17 protein-coding genes are annotated in these 18,266 nt (G+C 61.4%); 6 read left to right on the forward strand and 11 right to left on the reverse strand.

Annotated features, from left to right (window positions below; genetic code table 11):
• Positions 1-45: 45 nt before the first annotated feature.
• Together INHI_RS21370 and infC are read right to left on the reverse strand one after the other, a co-directional pair.
• Positions 46-687 (reverse strand): methyl-accepting chemotaxis protein, encoded by a 642-nt coding sequence (locus INHI_RS21370; protein ID WP_027247007.1) that lies wholly within the window; start codon positions 685-687, stop codon positions 46-48.
• Positions 688-887: 200 nt separating this feature from the next.
• The gene (gene infC / locus INHI_RS0105475) at positions 888-1,541 is read right to left on the reverse strand and encodes a translation initiation factor IF-3 (RefSeq protein ID WP_014875076.1); all 654 of its coding nucleotides are present in this window, start codon (positions 1,539-1,541) and stop codon (positions 888-890) included.
• 205 nt (positions 1,542-1,746) lie between these two features.
• Here infC and INHI_RS0105480 point away from each other — a divergent pair, with 205 nt between their 5' ends.
• The gene (locus INHI_RS0105480) at positions 1,747-2,526 is read left to right on the forward strand and encodes a hypothetical protein (RefSeq protein ID WP_036766929.1); all 780 of its coding nucleotides are present in this window, start codon (positions 1,747-1,749) and stop codon (positions 2,524-2,526) included.
• Positions 2,527-2,713: 187 nt separating this feature from the next.
• Here INHI_RS0105480 and INHI_RS0105485 read toward each other — a convergent pair whose 3' ends face one another.
• The 8 genes from INHI_RS0105485 to cobA form a co-directional block, all read right to left on the reverse strand.
• Positions 2,714-3,367, reverse strand: a complete 654-nt coding sequence (locus INHI_RS0105485; protein ID WP_027247010.1) for a metal-binding protein ZinT — start codon at positions 3,365-3,367, stop codon at positions 2,714-2,716.
• A gap of 292 nt (positions 3,368-3,659) precedes the next feature.
• Positions 3,660-4,952 (reverse strand): MFS transporter, encoded by a 1,293-nt coding sequence (locus INHI_RS0105490; protein ID WP_027247011.1) that lies wholly within the window; start codon positions 4,950-4,952, stop codon positions 3,660-3,662.
• Positions 4,953-5,176: 224 nt separating this feature from the next.
• A complete protein-coding gene (locus tag INHI_RS0105495) occupies positions 5,177-6,064 on the reverse strand; it encodes a ferredoxin--NADP reductase (RefSeq protein ID WP_211233568.1) in 888 nt (295 codons plus the stop codon).
• A 136-nt stretch (positions 6,065-6,200) separates the two neighbouring features.
• A complete protein-coding gene (locus INHI_RS0105500; RefSeq protein WP_027247013.1) occupies positions 6,201-6,599 on the reverse strand; it encodes a DUF934 domain-containing protein in 399 nt (132 codons plus the stop codon).
• A gap of 3 nt (positions 6,600-6,602) precedes the next feature.
• Positions 6,603-7,382 carry a phosphoadenylyl-sulfate reductase gene (locus INHI_RS0105505; RefSeq protein ID WP_027247014.1) on the reverse strand — a complete coding sequence of 260 codons (780 nt, stop codon included), beginning with the start codon at positions 7,380-7,382 and terminating at the stop codon, positions 6,603-6,605.
• 4 nt (positions 7,383-7,386) lie between these two features.
• Positions 7,387-9,051, reverse strand: coding sequence for a nitrite/sulfite reductase (locus tag INHI_RS0105510; RefSeq protein ID WP_027247015.1), 1,665 nt, complete (start codon positions 9,049-9,051; stop codon positions 7,387-7,389).
• Entirely contained in the window at positions 9,044-9,352 is a 309-nt protein-coding gene (locus INHI_RS0105515) for a DUF2849 domain-containing protein (RefSeq protein WP_014880397.1), read from the reverse strand. Before INHI_RS0105515 ends, INHI_RS0105510 begins: the two co-directional genes overlap by 8 nt.
• A complete protein-coding gene (gene cobA, locus INHI_RS0105520) occupies positions 9,352-10,185 on the reverse strand; it encodes a uroporphyrinogen-III C-methyltransferase (protein ID WP_027247016.1) in 834 nt (277 codons plus the stop codon). The genes INHI_RS0105515 and cobA overlap by 1 nt, the downstream gene beginning before the upstream one ends.
• Positions 10,186-10,331: 146 nt before the next feature.
• On the opposite strand from cobA, the gene INHI_RS0105525 reads away from it, so the two are divergent.
• Positions 10,332-10,811: an Lrp/AsnC family transcriptional regulator gene (locus INHI_RS0105525; RefSeq protein ID WP_014875065.1), complete on the forward strand. Its 480-nt coding sequence runs from the start codon at positions 10,332-10,334 to the stop codon at positions 10,809-10,811.
• Positions 10,812-11,014: 203 nt separating this feature from the next.
• Positions 11,015-12,214, forward strand: a complete 1,200-nt coding sequence (locus tag INHI_RS0105530; RefSeq protein WP_027247017.1) for an MFS transporter — start codon at positions 11,015-11,017, stop codon at positions 12,212-12,214.
• A gap of 50 nt (positions 12,215-12,264) precedes the next feature.
• Here the strand turns inward: INHI_RS0105530 and INHI_RS0105535 are convergent, their stop codons facing one another.
• Positions 12,265-13,449, reverse strand: a complete 1,185-nt coding sequence (locus INHI_RS0105535; RefSeq protein ID WP_027247018.1) for a cytochrome P450 — start codon at positions 13,447-13,449, stop codon at positions 12,265-12,267.
• Positions 13,450-13,510: 61 nt separating this feature from the next.
• On the opposite strand from INHI_RS0105535, the gene INHI_RS0105540 reads away from it, so the two are divergent.
• From INHI_RS0105540 to INHI_RS0105555, 3 genes are all read left to right on the forward strand, one after another.
• Positions 13,511-15,301 carry a sensor histidine kinase gene (locus tag INHI_RS0105540; protein WP_036766932.1) on the forward strand — a complete coding sequence of 597 codons (1,791 nt, stop codon included), beginning with the start codon at positions 13,511-13,513 and terminating at the stop codon, positions 15,299-15,301.
• The gene (locus INHI_RS0105545; protein ID WP_027247020.1) at positions 15,298-16,527 is read left to right on the forward strand and encodes a sigma-54-dependent transcriptional regulator; all 1,230 of its coding nucleotides are present in this window, start codon (positions 15,298-15,300) and stop codon (positions 16,525-16,527) included. Before INHI_RS0105540 ends, INHI_RS0105545 begins: the two co-directional genes overlap by 4 nt.
• A 682-nt stretch (positions 16,528-17,209) precedes the next feature.
• Positions 17,210-18,211, forward strand: coding sequence for a DctP family TRAP transporter solute-binding subunit (locus INHI_RS0105555; RefSeq protein WP_027247021.1), 1,002 nt, complete (start codon positions 17,210-17,212; stop codon positions 18,209-18,211).
• Positions 18,212-18,266 lie beyond the last annotated feature (55 nt).

Raw genomic sequence — 18,266 nt, forward strand, 5'->3', positions numbered from 1 at the left:
CAGCCCCGGCGCCGCGCCGGGGCTGTGTTCTGATGTTGGGTTGGTTCAGGCGCGCAGATAACCGGACATGGTGTCGAGCAGCGTCTGTGTGCGTCCAGAGAGATTGCGGATTTCCGACGCGATCACGGCAAAGCCTTTGCCCTGATCGCCAATGCGCGCCGCCTCGATTGAGGCATTGAAGGCAATCAGCTGAATATGACGGCCCACGGTTTCAGCATTCTCGATCGCATCACGCATCCCCTCGTCGCGGGCGCTGTCGCGGGACTTCTGCGCCTCGAACATGTTTTTGGTCATGTCGATCAGGAACTGCGAGACAATTGGCTCCACCTTATAGAGCGCTTGAGCTGTGAGCGAAGGCATCTCGCGCACGCGCTCCAGGATCTGGCCATCAGATTGCGTGCTCAGCACTTCGGCAAAGGGGGCCAGCGCATCAATGGATTTCTTGCGCTGTGTGCCGAGATCGCCGGGCAACTCGTATTCACTTTCGGCCAGTAATTTATCAAGCCCTTCGGTCAGCATCGCATAGGCAGATTTGATCCGGCGTACCGACTGCTCCAGCAGCTCCTTCATGGTGTCTGGGGCGTGTTGGCTGTCTTCATTGGCCAGAACCACCAGCGCCAGAGATGCGGCGCGGCAGGGGGCGATGGCCATGAAGGCACTGTTTTGGACGTCGCTGAGAGGCTTCAAGGGAGGCTCCATATTTGCGGTTGTTTTGTGTCGGAAGCGACCGAACTCCCTTCAGGAGCTAAGGGGGGAGCGTAAAGAAAACGTGAGTATTGAATGCATCAAGCGCAATTCCGGGGGAAATCCCCCTGCGGTCGATGCAGACACGAAAAACCCCGCACCGGAGGGAGCGGGGTTTTGCATAACAGATGGTGCAGCAGGGATTATTTCTGCGGCAGCGGGCCGATCATCATGATCATCTGACGGCCTTCCATCTTGGGCATGTTTTCGACTTTGCCCAGTTCCTTGATATCCTCTGCAACACGCAGCAGCAGCTCACGGCCCAGGTTCTGGTGGGCCATTTCGCGGCCACGGAAACGCAGGGTGATCTTCACCTTGTCGCCGTTTTCCAGAAACTTGTACACGTTGCGCATTTTCACTTCGTAGTCATGGGTGTCCGTGTTGGGACGGAACTTGACCTCTTTGACCTCGATGATCTTCTGCTTCTTGCGTGCTTCGCTTTCCCGCTTCTGCTGTTCATATTTGAACTTGCCGTAATCCATGATCTTGCACACGGGCGGGGTGGCGTTGGGCGAAATCTCGACCAGATCGAGACCGGCCTCTTCTGCCATCTGCATCGCCTTGGCGGGGTGAACCACGCCAACATTTTCCCCTTCGGCGCCAATCAGGCGAATTTCAGGAGCACGGATTTTTTCGTTGGTGCGCGGGCCGGTGTCGCGTTGCGGCGGCGCATTATGGGGTCTGCGGGCTATGACGTCTATCCTTCTGTCACTTCGGAAAAGTGCCCGGAAAATAACGGTCCCGGGCCTGCGATTCAAGTCAATTGCGGGTATGACCGCGCATATCGCGGTTTTCAAGGTTTGTTTGCACCTGAGAGCGTCAGCAAAGGGTTAATTCTGCGCTGCGCTGATCTTGGCGGACCGGTTATGCCAGACTGGCAGGGTTTGGCCGATGCGACGCTTTGACGTTTATTCCCCTTGTAGTTTCAGTCCCCTAAGCCCAAGTGCTATGCCGCAAGCTGCACCCATGTGCGCAGCATTTGGAGAGAGAAGGAGATCTATCATGAAACCGATCGTCATTGGCCTGGGTGTGGGAGCCGTCGCATTGGGCGGATATTTCTATGTCTCCTCCATGGAGACCGCAGAGCAGGCGCCGGAGACCGTCATCGTGACGCCCGAAGCAGAGACCCCCGCAGAGGAGGCTGCTGAGGTTGCCGCAGAGGTCGAAAGTGATATCGCTACCGCAGCTGAAGACGCTGAAAGCGCGATCGAAAGTTCCGTTGATGCCGCGGCAGATGCGGTGAATGAGGCTGCCGCCGCCGTGACTGAGACGGCAGAGGAAACTGTGAACGAAATTGCCGAGGGGCTTACCGACAGCGCCAACCAGCTTCAGGACAGCGCGGCAGCTGCGGTTGACGAGGCCAACGAGGGCGCAGCGGCGCTGAGTGAGGAGGCCTCCGCGACGGCTGAGACCGCTGGTGATGCGGTTGCGGATACCGCAGCTGCGGCAGCGGATGCGGCAGAAGGTGCGGTCAATGAGGTTGCGGAGACCGCCAATGACGCGGCGGCAACTGTGAGCGAGACCGCTGAGGCCGCGACAGAGGGTGTGGCGAATGCTGCCGCTGATGCGACTGCCGCCGCAGAAGAGGGCACAGAGGCCGCCAAGGATGCGCTGCTGACACCCGAAGGCTTCGACTATGACAAGGTGATCACGATGATCGAGGAATCGTCGATTGAGGCCACGCAGAAGGCGTTGCTGATCACCACCCTGGGTCAGGCCCGCGACAACCCGGCTCTGCTGGAGGCGACGCTGAAACGCATCAAGGACGCGCTGCCGCAATAAGCGGATTTAGACAGCTATCAAACAGCAAGGCCCCCGCCAGAGATTGGTGGGGGCCTTTCTTATCTGGAGATCTGTCAGGCATCGGCGGGGGCTGCGACAGCTGGTCAACCGGCCCTCAAATGGCAAGGGGGAGCGGACCTTGCCAGATGTGGGGCCATTACGGCCTATGAACCGACAGCGCTGGCGCTTAATGGGCCATCATGCCGGCCGCGATCTCTGCGCCGTTCAATTCAGCATGGAAATAGGTCGGCCAGTTGGTCACCTCTGTCAGCAGTTCTGCACGGTCATCGCCCCAATAAAGGTGATAGTGATCAACTTTGGTGGGCACGATTTCATGGTCGCTGAACTGAATGAACTGAGGCGCGGCAGCGTCTCCCCCTGACTTTTCAAAGATGAAGCGCACACCTTGGTTGCCTGATGCGTAGGTCAGGATTTCATATCCGTCATTGGTGTAGTGGCCTTGCACGGGCTGGCCATCGCGAAAGAATGTAACGCTGGAGCCGTCAATCAGAATGCGCTCGACATCCGTTTTGTAGCCGGCCTCATAGTACGCGCGATATTCTTCGGCGGTCTTTTTGCCACTCTCTGCTTTGTGCTCCATCACCGGATCCAAAGTGCCGTCCTGCAAAAACGGATAGACCGATTGCCAGTCGGCCTCCCAGTCAGACAGCTCACGGGGCTGAATCTCTGCTTCGTTGATCAGCACAGGCTCTTTGGCCTGATGGCTGTGATTGTGGGTCGAGGTGGAGCCGGTCGCGGTTTGGGCCGGGGCCTGCGTGGACAGGGCAACCAGCGCGGCCACGGCAAGGAGGTCAGGTCGTTTGAGGATTGTACGTAGCATTTACGTCTCCAGCGGTTTTTGAATGAGTGAATGTAATGTTACAACATGACATTTGCCGTTTAAGCTGAAAGCCGATGTTTGGCAAGGCCCGCGAAAGCATCAGAGCGCGGCATGGCATGATCGGCATTTTACCGCCTGCCACAGGGCCTTTTCTGCCGCGCAGCACAAACGTCGGCCCAAGGACCGGAATGGGTAAGATGGGAGCCTGCAGGTTTCGCCCCTCAGTGGGTGAGGTGGGCCGGCGTGGGCAGTTAAGGCTGTCAACTGTTTGGCGCTGTCTGCTGCACAGACGTCAGCTCTTCGGCTCCGCTATTAGTCGCTTGGCCAGCAGCAAACTCAGCACCGTCGCCATAAGCAGGAACACGGCGCCAAAACCCCATGCGACAGGCGTGGAATAGACATCGGCCACGGCTCCGGCCAGCACCAGTCCCAATGCCGCCCCAAGCTGCTGTATGAGAGATCGCAAGGACAGCATCGTCGATCTCTGCCGATCGTCCACGCAGCGATGCAGGATGCTACTAGCGGGCGTCTCGCTTGCTCCAAGAAGGATGGAGTACAGAAGGAAGACACCGATAAATCCCACGATATCGCCCTGCATCGCCAGCATGAGCTGAACACCGGCAAGACAGGAAAAAAGCACCGCAAGCGTGACCGCATGGCGGCGTTGAAAGACACGGCTGATATAGGGTGACAGCGCCGCACCAAACGCGATTGCAAAAAAGTAACCCGCCGTCAGGGTGCCAATGGCGGTGTTGGCGTAGCGCTCGTCCAGCATGGGCTTTGCGTAGGTCGGCCAGATCACCTCAACCGGATTGGTGGCCATCAGGACCAACGCCAGTGCCGCCAGAAGCATGGAAAGTGTCGGGTGTTTCAAGGCAAGTGCGCCCGCCTGTGCGATCACGGAGGGGACGCTGGTGAACCCTTGTCTCAACGCGCTGGCATTCAACGGGCGTGGCTCTTCGGTGATGGCAAACATCGTGTAGATCAACACTGCGATCATCACTGCGAAGCTTGTCACGTAGGATACATCATAGATGCTGATCCCATACCTCAGCGCTGTCGTGCCAAACACGTCGGGGAGCAAACCTCCCAAAACGGCACCGAAGGCGAGGCCCATGGCATTGGCCCACTGCGCCTTCGCGAGAGCGGGTTGAACATCCACATTTGGGGCAGCGGTTTTGAATGTTTCGACAAACCACGCATCAAGCGTGCCTGACCGCAAGGCACGTCCGAACCCGATAAAGCTGAACGAAAGAGCCAGGACAGTGAAATCACTCGATGACAGAAACAGGATGAGCGAAATCAAACTGGCGATGACCGCTGCCAGAAAGACCGGTTTGCGGCCAATGTTGTCGGCCAGACCGCCAAACGGCAATTCCATCGCCATCGTCGTGAGCGAGTAGACCCCGAAGAGCAGCGAAATCTGCAACAGATCCATGCCCCGGTCCGTCAGTGCAAGCGCGACGACGGCCACTGTCAGACCCATGGCAAACCGGTCCAGAAACTGGTGGATCTGAAACACCCGGATGTGCCGTTGTGCGATGCCGGTCAAGGTTTTGAAAGAGAACTCAATTTCCGTTGCCATGGCGCTACCATGTACCTTTGCACCTCCCTGCGCAATAGCGGGACCGCAGGAGGGGCGATTGAACAGGCATAGAGCCAATCTCGCGGCTGCAGCGAAGGGAGGCGTCGTTCCGTACTGCGGCCAGGACAGGTCATGACGCCTGATCCAGTCGGCCCAAATAAAAAGCCCCCATCAGAATATGACGGGGGCTTTTTGTCACTTGAAGAGCATCGGCCGACTTGGGATCAGTCCAGAAACGCCTTTTCCACCACGAAATGCGCGGGCTTGGAATTGGCGCCTTCTTCCAGACCATAGGTGTTCTCAAACAGGTCTTTCAGTTCCAGATTGAACGCCAGATTGCCGCAGATCATCGCGCGGTCGCTTTCCGGGTTCAGCGGCGGCACGCCAAGATCGGCAAACGCCTCGCCGGAGCGCATCAGATCGGTGATGCGGCCCATCTTGGCGCTCTCTTCGCGGGTGGTGGTCGGGTAATATTTGATCTTCTTCCAGAAGCCTTCGCCAATCACCTCATTGAGCAGCTCATCGGTCTTCAGGCTCTCGATCAACTCACGGCCATAGGTCAGCTCACTGGCTTCGCGGCAGGTGTGGGTGATGATCACCTCGTCGAATTTCTCATAGGTCTCCGGCTCGCGCAGCAGGCTCGCAAACGGCGCAAAACCGGTGCCGGTGGCAAAGAACCAGATGCGTTTGCCGGGGATCAGCGCGTCATGCACCAGCGTGCCAACGGGTTTCGGGCGCAGGATGATTTCATCGCCTACCTTGATGTGCTGCAAGCGCGAGGTCAGCGGGCCGTCCTGCACCTTGATCGAGTAGAATTCCATTTCCTCGTCCCAGTTGGGGGAGGCGATGGAATAGGCGCGCAGCAGGGGTTTCACCTTGCCGGTCTTGGGATCGGGATCGTTCATCAGACCGATCATCACAAACTCGCCCGAGCGGAAGCGCAGGGAAGCAGGGCGCGTCACCTTGAAGGAGAACAGCCGGTCGGTCCAGTGCTTGACCTCCGTCACGGTCTGGGCGTCGGGCAGGGCGGGCACGGCCTTGGCCGGTTTCGGGTCGGTTGCAGCTTCGGTCACAGCTTCGGTCACGGGTGTCATCTCGTTCATCGGATCCATTACCGGAGGAATATCCGGCACCTCTGATTAATCTTTGATACAGGTCAGGAAAACCCCTGTTTTCAGAAACCGGCTCCGCGCGGGGCGCAACGGAACCGGATCTGAAGGGGTTTCCCAGAAAGCGGAGAGGGCTGGCTTAGCGCGCGGCGGTGCCGCGCAGGCGGGCCTGGTAATCATGCGCCTGCCAATTGGCACGGGCAAGCCATTGATCCTGCGGCTGACGGGCGGCCAGATCGTCGCTGATCTCCACCTCGTCAAACCCGGAGCGCCGCGCCATCGCATATTGATCGGCCAGCACATGGCCATAGGCGCGCAGACGCCCGGTGTAACCTGCCAGCCGCAGGCGGCGGGCGAGGGTAAAGCCCCGGCCATCGGCAAAGCTGGGGAAATGAATACGGATCATCTCCAGCCCCGGCAGTTGGTTGGACAGGGCCGCCGGATCGGCATCAGGCTGCATCTCAATGGCGGTTTCGCTGTCAAAGCCCGCCGTCCAGCTGTCGGGGCCAAAGCCCGTATCGGTCACAATCACGCTCATCTATCAGGCTCCTGTGCGAATGAATTTGCCATCCACCACGTGGATGCCGCATTCTTCCTTGTCTTGGTTGCGCCAGCGCCCGGCCCGCGGATCTTCGCCTTCCTTGACGGGCGAGGTGCAGGGGGCGCAGCCGATTGAGGGGTAGCCCTTGGCCACCAGCGGGTGACGGGGCAATCTGTTTTCATCCATGTAGGCGCGCACATCCTGTGGCGCCCAATGGGCTAGCGGGTTGATCTTCAGCCGACCGGTGGGGCCGGTGGCGGTTTCTTCCACCTCGAAGAAGTCCAGCGCCGCGCGCGATCCGGCCTGAAACCGCTTGCGCCCGGTGATCCAACCGTCAAAGCCGGACAGCGCCTGTTGCAGCGGCGCCGTCTTGCGCAGGGCGCAGCAGGCGTCGGTATCCGAGAAGCGCAGCGCGCCATAGGGGTCTTTTTCGCCGATATCAGCGGCGCGGATCACCTGTACGTTGCGCAGGCCCAGCCGCTCGCTCACCTCCTGCTGATAGACCAGCGTTTCGGTGAACAACAACTCGGTGTCGACAAAGACCACCGGCGTCATCGGATCAATCACCGCTGCCATATGCAGCAGCACGACGGATTCCGCGCCAAAGCTGGAGACCAGCGCGATATGGCCCGCATCCTTGAGCGCGCCCTCCATTACGGAGGTGGCAGAGTGGTGGCGGAAGCGCGCATTGAGCGCATCCACTTTTGTTGCCAGTGCCAGCTGATGCGCACTGCTCGGGCCTTGGCGTGTGTCAGTCGGTAGTGCCGCTGCATTGACCATGGTGCTAAGCAACCTTTTTCTGGGCCTCGGGGTAAAGCGCGGCCTTGAACGGATCCATGCCGACGCGACGATAGGTCTGGAGGAAGGTTTCCTCGGCGCTGTCGCGCAGAGAGAGATAGGCGGTGATCAGACGTTCCACCGCAGGCACGATTTCGTCATAGGCGAAACCGGGTCCGGTGCGGGTGCCAATGGCGGCGGTCTCAGTCGCGTCGCCGCCAAGGGTGATCTGGTAGTTTTCCACCCCGGCCCGGTCGAGGCCAAGAATGCCGATGTGGCCGACATGGTGGTGACCGCAGGCGTTGATGCAGCCGGAAATCTTGATCTGGAGGTGGCCCACATCATGTTCCAGCTTCAGCTCATCAAAACGGCTGGCGATTTCCTGCGCCACCGGGATCGACCGGGCGGTGGCCAGCGCGCAGTAATCCATGCCGGGGCAGGCGATAATATCGGAGATCAATCCGACATTGGCGGTGGCCAGCCCGTGGTCTTTCAGCGCGGCGTGCAGCGCAGGCAGGTCCGATTTATGGACATGCGGCAGGATCACGTTCTGCTCATGGCTGATGCGCAGCTCGTTATAGCCGAACCGTTCTGCCAGATCGGCCATTGCCCGCATCTGCGCGGCGGTGGCATCGCCGGGTGTCTGGCCATGCGCCTTGATCGAGATGGTGACGATGGCGTGGTTGTCATCGCGGTGCGCCGCCAGATTGGTATCCGCCCAGGAGCGGAACACCGGATCTGCATCATAGGCGGCCAGATATGTTTCCACATTGCCACCGCGCAGTTTGGGCGGGGTGAAATGGGCCTTGATCTCCTCCAGCAGCAGCTGATCGGTGCCGTCAAAGGCCCTGCGGCGCTCTTCAAACCGCTCTTCAACCATCTCGCGGATGGTGTCGATGCCGTTTTCCAGCACGGTGATCTTGATGCGGGCCTTATATTTGTTGTCGCGCCGACCGAGCAGGTTGTAGACCGCCAGCACAGATTCCAGATAGGGCAGCAGATCGGCTTGCGGCAGGTAATCGCGGATCACCTTGCCAATCAGCGGCGTGCGGCCAAGGCCACCGCCCACGATCACCTCAAACCCCGGCACACCGTCGCGTTCGACCATGCGCAGGCCGATGTCATGCGCGCGGGTCACGGCGCGGTCGGTGGAGCTACCGGTGATGGCGATCTTGAACTTGCGGCCCAAGAACTGGAATTCCGGGTGGTCGGTGGACCACTGGCGGATCAGCTCGGCATAGGGGCGGGGATCGGTCAGCTCATCCTTGGCGGCGGCGGCAAAATGATCCGACGTCACATTGCGGATGGTATTGCCGGAGGTCTGGATTGCGTGCAGGCCAACCTCAGCCAGCGCGTCCAGCATATCAGGCACATCGCGCAGCTTGGGCCAGTTATACTGGATGTTCTGACGGGTGGTGAAATGGCCGTAGCCCTTGTCCCACTTCTCCGCCAGCAGCGCCAGGGCGCGCATCTGGTCAGAGTTCAGCGTGCCATAGGGGATCGCCACCCGCAGCATATAGGCGTGCAGCTGTAGATAAAGGCCGTTCATCAGGCGCAGCGGCTTGAATTCATCCTCGGTCAGCGATCCGTCAATGCGGCGTTCAACCTGGGCGCGGAACTGGGCGTTGCGTTCTGCCAGAAAGGCGGTGTCGAAGTCGTTGTACTTATACATTTGCTGCGGCCTCCTGTTTGCCGTGGCGATAGTTGGATGGGCCGGTGCGGCGGAAATCTTCGCGGAAATGAGTGGGTTCCGGGCCATTGTCGCCGGATTTCGCATCGGTGAGGTAGATGCCCACCACGCGCAGCGCGTCTTTCTCCGCTTCCAGAAGGCGCAGCTGGGCTTCGGCCTCATCTTCGATCAGCTCGGCCTCTGTCAGCTCACGGCTCCAGCTGTTGGTGTCGGTAAAATAGATCACGTCGCCCTCAAGCAGGTCGTTGGCGGTGATGATTTTCGGGGTAAAGGGGCGGGGCATCAGGCAAGCTCCAGTTTCAAATTTGTCAGGGCCTGGGCGCTGGCGCGCGGGGCAAGGCCAAGGAATGTCAGCGCCGGGCCGGTCAGTTCGGCGGCGGCAAGATCGGTGGGCAGACGCTCCAGCGTGGTTTCAATCACCCGCTGATTGGCGCGCGAGGCGTTTTCAACAATAGTCATCGGCGTGGCGCGGTCGGCGCCGTGCATGATCAGGCGGCCCTGCACGAAACGCGCGGATTTCTTGCCCATGTAGATGGCGGCAACCTCACCCGGACGGGCGAGAGTGGCCCAGTCGTGATCGGCAAAGCCCTTCATGTCGTGGCCGGTCAGAAACCGTACCGAGGCATTGCGCCCGCGCTGTGTCAGGCTCTGGCCGATGGAGGCCACGGCAGCCGAGGCCGCAGTAATACCCGGCAGGATCTGATAGGCGACGCCGGCAGCCTCGCAGGCGGTGAGTTCCTCATCGAGACGGCCATAGACGGTCGGGTCGCCGGATTTCAGGCGCAGCACTTTCTTGCCCGCGCGGGCATGGGCCAGCATGCGGACGCAGATTTCTTCCTGGCTGACCTGTGGGCCAAACCCCTCCTTGCCGACGTCCTCCAGCTGGGCCTGCGGGCCTGCCAGCGCCATGATCTCGGCGCTGACCAGACGGTCAAACAGGATCACATCCGCCTGCAACAGCGCGCGCGCCACCTTCAGGGTCAGAAGATCAGGGTCACCGGGGCCGGAGCCTGCAAAGGCGACCTCACCAGCCACCAGAGCTGAGGAGGCAGGACCACAGATGTCGCTCCGCATCGGGTGCGGTGCAGGGGGTGTGGTTGGGGCTGGACCGGTCATCTGGGGCCTCGTCTGGTTTGTTTGACTTACCCCTGAATATAGGAAATATTCCCCCTTATCCGCTATATGGCGCGGCAAATAAGGAAGATTGTTCCAGCTGGTGTCAGATGCAGGCGGGTTGATCCCCAAACAAGGAGAAAACAGGAATGACAGTGCGGATCGACGGCACGGACAGGAAAATTCTGGCGGAGCTGCAACGCGATGCAGGCCAGTCGCTGGATGAAATCGCCCGCCGTGTGGGCAGTTCCAAGACCCCGGTTTGGAATCGTATTCGCAAACTGCGCGAGGGGGGGGTCATTGGGCGCCAGACCATGGTGCTGGATGCCGAGGCGCTGGGATTTGAGGCGTGTTTCTTTGTGCTGATCCGCACCTCGGCCCATGAGGCAGAATGGCAGGCCAAGTTCCTGAAGGCGCTGCAGGATCGCCCGGAGGTGCAGGAGGCGCACCGGCTGGCGGGGGATATTGATTACATCCTGAAGGTGCGGGTGAAGAACGCCCGTGCCTATGACAACTTCTATCAGGCGCTGATCTCCGAGGTGCGGGTGCATAATGTCACGGCACTCCTGTCGATGGAGGAGATCAAATCCACCACCCTGCTGCCGCTTGAGGCCATCGCAGAGGAATAAGCGCGCGGTTGTCTGATGGCGCCAAAGGAAAGGGGGCGCTGCCCCCTTTTTCGTGACCTGCGCCTGCGGCGCAGGTCACATCCCCCGGAGTATTTCTGGAAAGATGACGGGGCGTGTCGCGCGACACCTGGCCTGGACTGAAGGCTTGCGCGCGAGGGGCGCTCCGGCAATGGTGAGGCATTTGCTGTTGAGTTGACTTAATCATGCCCATTTCCCCATCCTCTACGGCACCTGTAGGTGCGGTGACGGCGCGCCTGATGTTTCTGTTGCTGTTGTTCTGCGGCACGATTTGCACCGCCATGATTGTGCCCTTCATGAGCTATTTTCTGGTCAGGGGGTTGGGCTATGAGCCCTGGATCATCAGCGTTTATGCCGGGATGGCGATCGGCCTGACCCTGGTGGCCAACCGGCAGTTTGCCCGCCGCATCGATGGCGGCGCGCGGGTGTTTCCGCTGGTTGGACTGGCAGCGGCGGGGTTTGTGTTTGCGGCCGGAGCGCTGGCGCTGCTGCCCGCGCTCTGGGTGGTGCTGACGGCGGGTGTTATAGGGTTCGGGATCAGTTCCAGCGCGGTGTCGACCATGTTCAGTCTGGGCGGCAGTCTGGCCGAGCGTCACAAGGTGGAGCGGGTGCGGTTCAATGCGCATATGCGGGCCACCACATCAACGGCCTGGATGATCGGCCCGGCTGTCACGTTTCTGATTGCGGATGGGATCGGTCTTCGGGCGGTGTTTGTGATGGCGGTTGCGGTGTCGATGGTCTGGATCGGTCTGTGGTGGTTTACGCTGCCCCGTGACATCACCGCGATGCCGGGCCGTGCGACCGCGCAGGACAGCGCTGGCCAGACCGCAGTGGCGCCGCAGGGGTTGTGGCTGGCGGCCGGGTTTGTGTTCTGCCTGTCGAGCGCGCATTCGCTGACGTTTTCCGCCTTGCCGATCTTTTACGTGGAAGAGGTGGGGCTGCCCGGCTATGCGCCGGGTTTTGCCTTTAGCATCAAAACCTTTGTCGAGGTGATTGCGATTTTCTCCACCCCTTGGGTGATTGCGCGCATCGGCATGTGGCGGGCGCTGCTGGCGGTGACCGGGCTGGCGGTTGTGACGATCCAGCTACTGGCGGCGGTGCAGAGCTTTCCGCAGATGCTGGCGGGGGCGGCGCTGGAGGGGCTGTATTACGGGTTCTACGCCAGCCTTGGCATCAGCTATGTTCAATCCTTTGCGCCAGCCACACCTGCCCGCGCGACGGCGATTTACTGGAATACGCTGATGGTGAGCGGGGTGATGGCGGGCCCGGCTGTGGGGCTGATTGCGCAGGCCTATGATTTTCAGACCGTGATCCGCTGCGCGTCGGGTGTGGCTGTTGTGGCCGCCGCTGTGCTGATCGTTGGGCGTCCGCGAAGCCCAGCCTGAGGTGGGGGCGTGGTGTTGTGGCAGGCCGCGCTGGCCCGCCACGAGGGGGATCAGACCTGCACCATCAGGCCTGTCAGCCCGTGGAAATGGTAGGTGTTGTTATATTCCGGCGCGGCGGCCAGTTTCAGGTCCGGGCAACGCTCAAACAGGATCGGCAGGGCGATCTGCATTTCCATCCGCGCCAGCGGCGCGCCGACGCAGAAATGCAGCCCTGCGCCAAAGGAGGTGTTCACCTTCGCCGGGCGCGTGGGATCGAAGCGTTCGGGATCCTCCAGCATTTCGGGGTCGCGATTGGCCGCCGCCAGCAGCAGCGCCACCTCGTCGCCGCGCTGGAAGGTGTGGCCGAACAACTCAACCTCCTCATAGGCGTAGCGGGTGAACATATGCAGCGGCGGGTCATAGCGCAGGATCTCCTCCACCAGACCGTCGATGCCGTCGGGGGCAAGCCAGCTTTTGTCCCAGCCCTGTTGCAGCATGGTTTTCACGCCATTGCCCAGTGAATGCACCGTGGCCTCGTGCCCGGCATTGAGCAGCAGGATACAAGTGCCGATCAACTCATCGGTGGAGAGGCTTTCGCCGTCTTCCTCGGCCTGAATGAGACGGGTGATCAGATCCTCGCCCGGGGTCTTGCGGCGTTTGTCCACATAGGTGGTCAGGAAGTCGATGAATTCCTGGCTGGCGCGGGCAGCGGCATGTTCGGTTTCAACCGTTTTGGAGGCCTGATACATCGCCACCATCTTGTGCGACCAGTCCAGGAGCTGCGGCGCCATATCGGTGGGCACGCCCAGCAGGCGGCAGATCGCGATCACGGGGACCTGGGTGCAATAGGCGGTGAGCAGATCAAAGGGCGCATCCTGAGGGAAGGCGTCGATCAGCTCATGGCAGAGGGTGTCCAGCCCCGGCGCCAGCGCCTTGATCTCGCGGCTGGTGAAGGCGCGCAAGACAAGGCGGCGCAGGCGGGTGTGGCGGGGTGGCTCTGCATCCAGGAGCGAATGCGCCTCAACCTGCAGGAAGGGTGCGAGATGGGCGGGGCTTTCGCGGGCCATCTCCGGCGGGATCTCGCGGCCAAAGCGACGGTCGCGCAGCAGGGTATGAACAGCCGGGTGCGAGAAGGCCGCAACCATATTGTAGTCCTGCCAGTGGTGCAGATGTCCCATCGCGCGGGCCTCGGCGTAAAAACCGTAGGGCGATTGGACAAAATCGGGATCGGTGGGGGATTGGGTCAATGTCTTCATCCGCGCAGCTTTTCCTAAGGCGGCTGGTCAATGCAAGGGGGGCTTTGCTAATGTGCGGCCAATGACGCAGTTTCACGCACATCGGTGGATCATTCTGGCGCTCCTTTTGGGGGCGGTCGCAGCTGTTGCGGGCGGGGTGTACCGGCTGGGGTATCGTCAAGCGCTTGATTCGCTTGCGGAACGCAGTACGGCGGACCTGGCGCTGGCCTCGGACCGGGTGACGACGCAGCTGCAGGTCTATCAGGAACTGGCCGTTCTGATGGCCGATCACCCGACGCTGAAACGTCTTGAGCGGGCAGAGGCCCGCGCGGCGGCGCAGGGCCTGTTGCGCGAGGTGGCGGATAAGACGGCGGCGCTGGATGTGTTCTTTGTCGACCGGGCGGGACGCGTGGTGGTCGCTGCTGAGGGGGTGATGGGGCGCGATGTGACCCAGACCGGTTATTTTCACCGTGCCATGCAGGGCGCGCTGGGCACCGGCTATGGTGTGCTGCAACCGGATGGGCGGCGCGCCTATATCTATGCGGCACCTGATTTCGATGTGGATGGTCGGGTGCGCGGTGCCTTGGTGGTGGTTGCTGATGTCGAAGATGTGGAACAGACATGGCGTGGCTCGCTCCCGGCGGTGTTTTTCACCAATCGCGGCGGCGAAGTGTTTATCGCCAACCGGCGGGAGCTGTTGTTCTGGCAACGCAGCGCCGAGGGACCGGGGCTGTCGCCGCCGGATGGACGACAGGTGGCGCTTCGGTCCTGGCTGGAAGGGCCGCATGAGATCTGGGATCTGCGCTGGTCGCCCTATCTGCCGGAGCGGGCGCTGCATCAGGCGGTGAACCTGCCGCAGATCGGCATGGTGGGCGAAATTCTGGTGGATGTCGCCCCGGCGCGGCGTCTGGCGGGGTTGCAGGCGGCGGCGATGGCGGCAATCGTGCTGGCGCTGGGGGCGATGCTGGTACTCGCGATTGAGCGGCGTCGCACGCTGGCGGAGGCGAATACGGTGCTGGAAAGCCGGGTTGCGGCGCGCACGCGGGCGCTGTCGGCGACCAATATGCGGCTGACCCGCGAGGTGCAGGAACGTCAGGAGGCCGAGGCGGCGTTGAAACGTGCGCAGCAGGATCTGGTGCAGGCGGGCAAGCTGTCGGCGCTGGGACAGATGTCGGCGGGGATCAGCCATGAGCTGAACCAGCCGCTGATGGCGATTCAGCAATATGCCGAGAACGGCGAGGCCTTTGTGGCGCGCGGCAAACCGGAGCGGGCGGGAGAGAACCTGGGCCGGATTGCGCAGATGGCCGGTCGGATGGCGCGGATCATCAAGAACCTGCGCGCCTTTGCCCGCAATGAGAGCGAGCCGATGGGGCGGGTGGATCTGGGGCAGGTGATTGCCTCGGCGATTGAGCTGACCGAACCGCGCCTGCGTCAGGATGGCGTGCATCTGCACTGGCAGCCGCCTGCGGAGCCGGTTTTTGCTTGGGGCGGTGAAGTGCGTCTGTCGCAGGTGTTTGTGAACCTGATCAACAACGCAGCTGATGCCATGCTGGAGCAGGAGCAGCGCGAGATCCGGATTGCGATTGAGACACGCCACGACGAGGGTGATGCGCGGCTTGCGGTGATTGTGCGCGACATTGGCCCCGGTCTGAAGGAGCCAGAGAAGATCTTTGATCCCTTCTACTCGACCAAGGCGGTTGGCAGTTCCGAGGGGCTGGGGCTGGGGTTGTCGATCTCCTACGGGTTGGTGCAGAGCTTTGGCGGTCATATCCGGGGGACAAATACCGGTGATGGCGCGGAGTTCACGGTGGAACTGGACCGCTGGCACGCGCAGGCGGGCACGGGCCTGCAACAACAGGATGAGGTGGCATGACCAATCGGGTTTTGGTGGTGGATGACGATGCCGCGGTGCGGGCCGCGCTGGGCCAGACGCTGGAGCTGGCGGATTGCGATGCGATCACGGTGGGATCCTTTGTTGCGGCCAAGGATCTGATCACGACCGATTTTGACGGGGTGATCCTGTCGGATATGCGGATGCCGGGGCGCGATGGGTTTCATCTGTTGCGCTATGTGCGCGAGGTGGACGGTGATCTGCCGGTGATCCTGCTGACCGGTGAGGGAGACATCCCGATGGCGGTGCAGGCGATGGGAGAGGGGGCGTTTGACTTCCTTGAGAAGCCCTGCGCCAGCGTTGATTTGATGGCCGTGGTGCGCCGGGCGTTGAAGACGCGGGCGCTGGTGCGGGAAAACCGGGCGTTGAAATCGCGACTGGAAAGCGGCGATCCGGCGGCGCGGATGATCTTTGGCACTTCGCCGCAGATGGAGGAACTGCGGGCACGGGCGCGCGGGGTTGCTGCCACCGGGGCGGAGGTGCTGGTGACCGGCGCGCCGGGCGGTGGGATTTCCAAGGTGGCAGAGGTCATTCACCTGATGTCACCGCGTGGTCAGGGCGCGTTTGTGAAACGTCCGGCTGCGGGGCTGACCCCTGACGGGTTTGCGGATCTGTGTCGCGAGGCAGCGGGCGGATCGCTGTATCTGGATGAAATCGCGGCCCTGCCAAGCGAGACGCAATATGCTATGCTAGAGGCGCTAGAACAGGGGCTGGAGGCGCGGGTTCTGGTCGGCTCAGTCGCGGATCTGGCAGAGGAGGCGGCGCAGGGTCGGTTCCTGCCGGATCTGTTCTATCGGCTTGATGTGATGCGGGTGCGCATTCCGGCGCTGTCGGAACGGCCCGAAGACATCCCGGTGCTGTTCAGCCATTACGTCGCACAGGCGGCAGAGCAGGCGGGCATTGCCGCGCCGGATATCCCGCAGGAGCATCTGGCGGCGCTGATGGCTCAGGATTGGCCGGGCAATGCGCGCTCGCTGATGTCGGCAGCGATGCGGTTCGTGCTGGGGATGCCTGAGGAGGCGGCGCAATCGGCAGAACTGGGGCTGGCGGAGCAGCTGGCGCAGGTGGAGCGGTCCTTGCTCATTGCGGCGCTGGGCCGACAGAACGGCCATGCCTCTGCCGCGGCCAAAGCCCTGAAGCTGCCGCGCAAGACGTTTTATGACAAGCTGGCGCGCTATGGCATCCGGCCTGAGGACTATCGCCGCTGAGGGCGATGTCTTGTTTTCATCTGTGGTCCGCGTCCTACGGGAGGTCGCGGGGCAGTGAGGTGGCGGCGCCGCCGGGAGCCCCGCAAGGGGGCTAGGGCGGAGGGGGATGGAGCCCGGGTGTCAGCCGGTCCCATGTTCGTCAACCTTTTCGTCAACTTCGGTCATCTGAACGCCCGACCTGCGGAGGGTATCCGAGGGCGGGCCGATCTCCTGCCGGGGCATATGCCAGATGCCCCGGATCGGTGGGCTGCTTGTCAGGCGGCCCGAATGTCGCGACACGCCCAATCTGACAGATCGGCGTTAAGCGAACGCGAGATCACCGTGCGCCGCCTGTGCAACGGCCCAGTGTCGGTGTCGGTGTTGGGTCCCGTGGCGGGCGGCGGGATTTGAGTATTTGAGGAAAGGTGACGGGCGCTGATTCCGCCTGATGAAATGTCTGGCGCTAACAGAGTGTGCGGATTTCCGCACAGGCGTAGGATCACCCTGTGCGGAAAATCGCACACCAAATCTGGCAAGCCGGTGCATAAGATGAACGTCACCGCGCAAGCATTTGTTCATAATTGATAAATGATGTTTATTTTTGGTGGATAACAAAGACTTGAGCGGGGCAGCTTTGCCCGTGATGCTGCGTCTGGGGTCTTCGCCTGAGCGGAGGCTATGGAGATATTCCGGGAGGGAAGACATGAAATTCGTAACTGCTGCTGCCACCGCTGTGGCGCTGACCATGAGTGCCGGGACCGCAATGGCGGCCTGTGATGATGGTGAAATTGTCGTCAAGTTCAGCCATGTGACCAACACCGACAAGCACCCTAAGGGGATCGCCGCCTCGCTGCTGGAAAAGCGCATCAATGAAGAGATGAACGGCACTATGTGTCTGGAGGTCTATCCGAACTCCACGCTTTACAATGACAACAAGGTGCTGGAAGCGATGCTGCAGGGCGACGTGCAGCTGGCCGCACCAAGCCTGTCGAAATTCGAGAAATTCACCAAGCAGTTCCGCCTGTTCGATCTGCCGTTCATGTTCAAGAACATTGATGCGGTCGATGCCTTCCAAGGCTCCGAGAATGGTCAGGCGATGCTGGATTCCATGCAGCGCCGTGGCCTGCAGGGGCTGTCCTACTGGCACAATGGCATGAAGCAGATGTCGGCCAACAAGCCGTTGATCAACCCGTCGGACGCCAATGGTCTGAAATTCCGCGTGCAGTCCTCGGACGTGCTGGTCGCGCAGATGGAAGCCATTGGTGGCAGCCCGCAGAAAATGGCCTTCTCCGAAGTTTACGGCGCGCTGCAACAGGGCGTTGTGGACGGGCAGGAAAACACCTGGTCCAACATCTACGGCAAGAAGTTCTTTGAGGTGCAGGACGGTGTGACCGAGACCAATCACGGCGCGCTGGACTATCTGGTTGTGACCTCCGTGGATTGGCTGGACAGCCTGGATCCGGCGGTGCGCGAGCAGTTCCTGACCATTCTGGGCGAGGTCACCGCAACGCGGAACTCCGAATCCACCAAGGTCAACGCAGAGGCCCGCCAATCGATCATCGATGCCGGTGGTGTGGTGCGTGAACTGACGGCTGAGCAGCGCGCGGCCTGGGTTGAGGCGATGAAGCCGGTCTGGGAGCAATTCGCAGGTGATGTCGGTCAGGACATGATCGACGCAGCCCAGGCGATCAACGCGGGCATGTAAGGGCTTCGGCCTTAAGATCCGGGGCAGGCGCGACGGCGCGCCGCCCCAATTTGCA

It is taken from the genome of Phaeobacter inhibens DSM 16374, from assembly GCF_000473105.1.
Classification (GTDB): Bacteria; Pseudomonadota; Alphaproteobacteria; order Rhodobacterales; family Rhodobacteraceae; genus Phaeobacter; species Phaeobacter inhibens.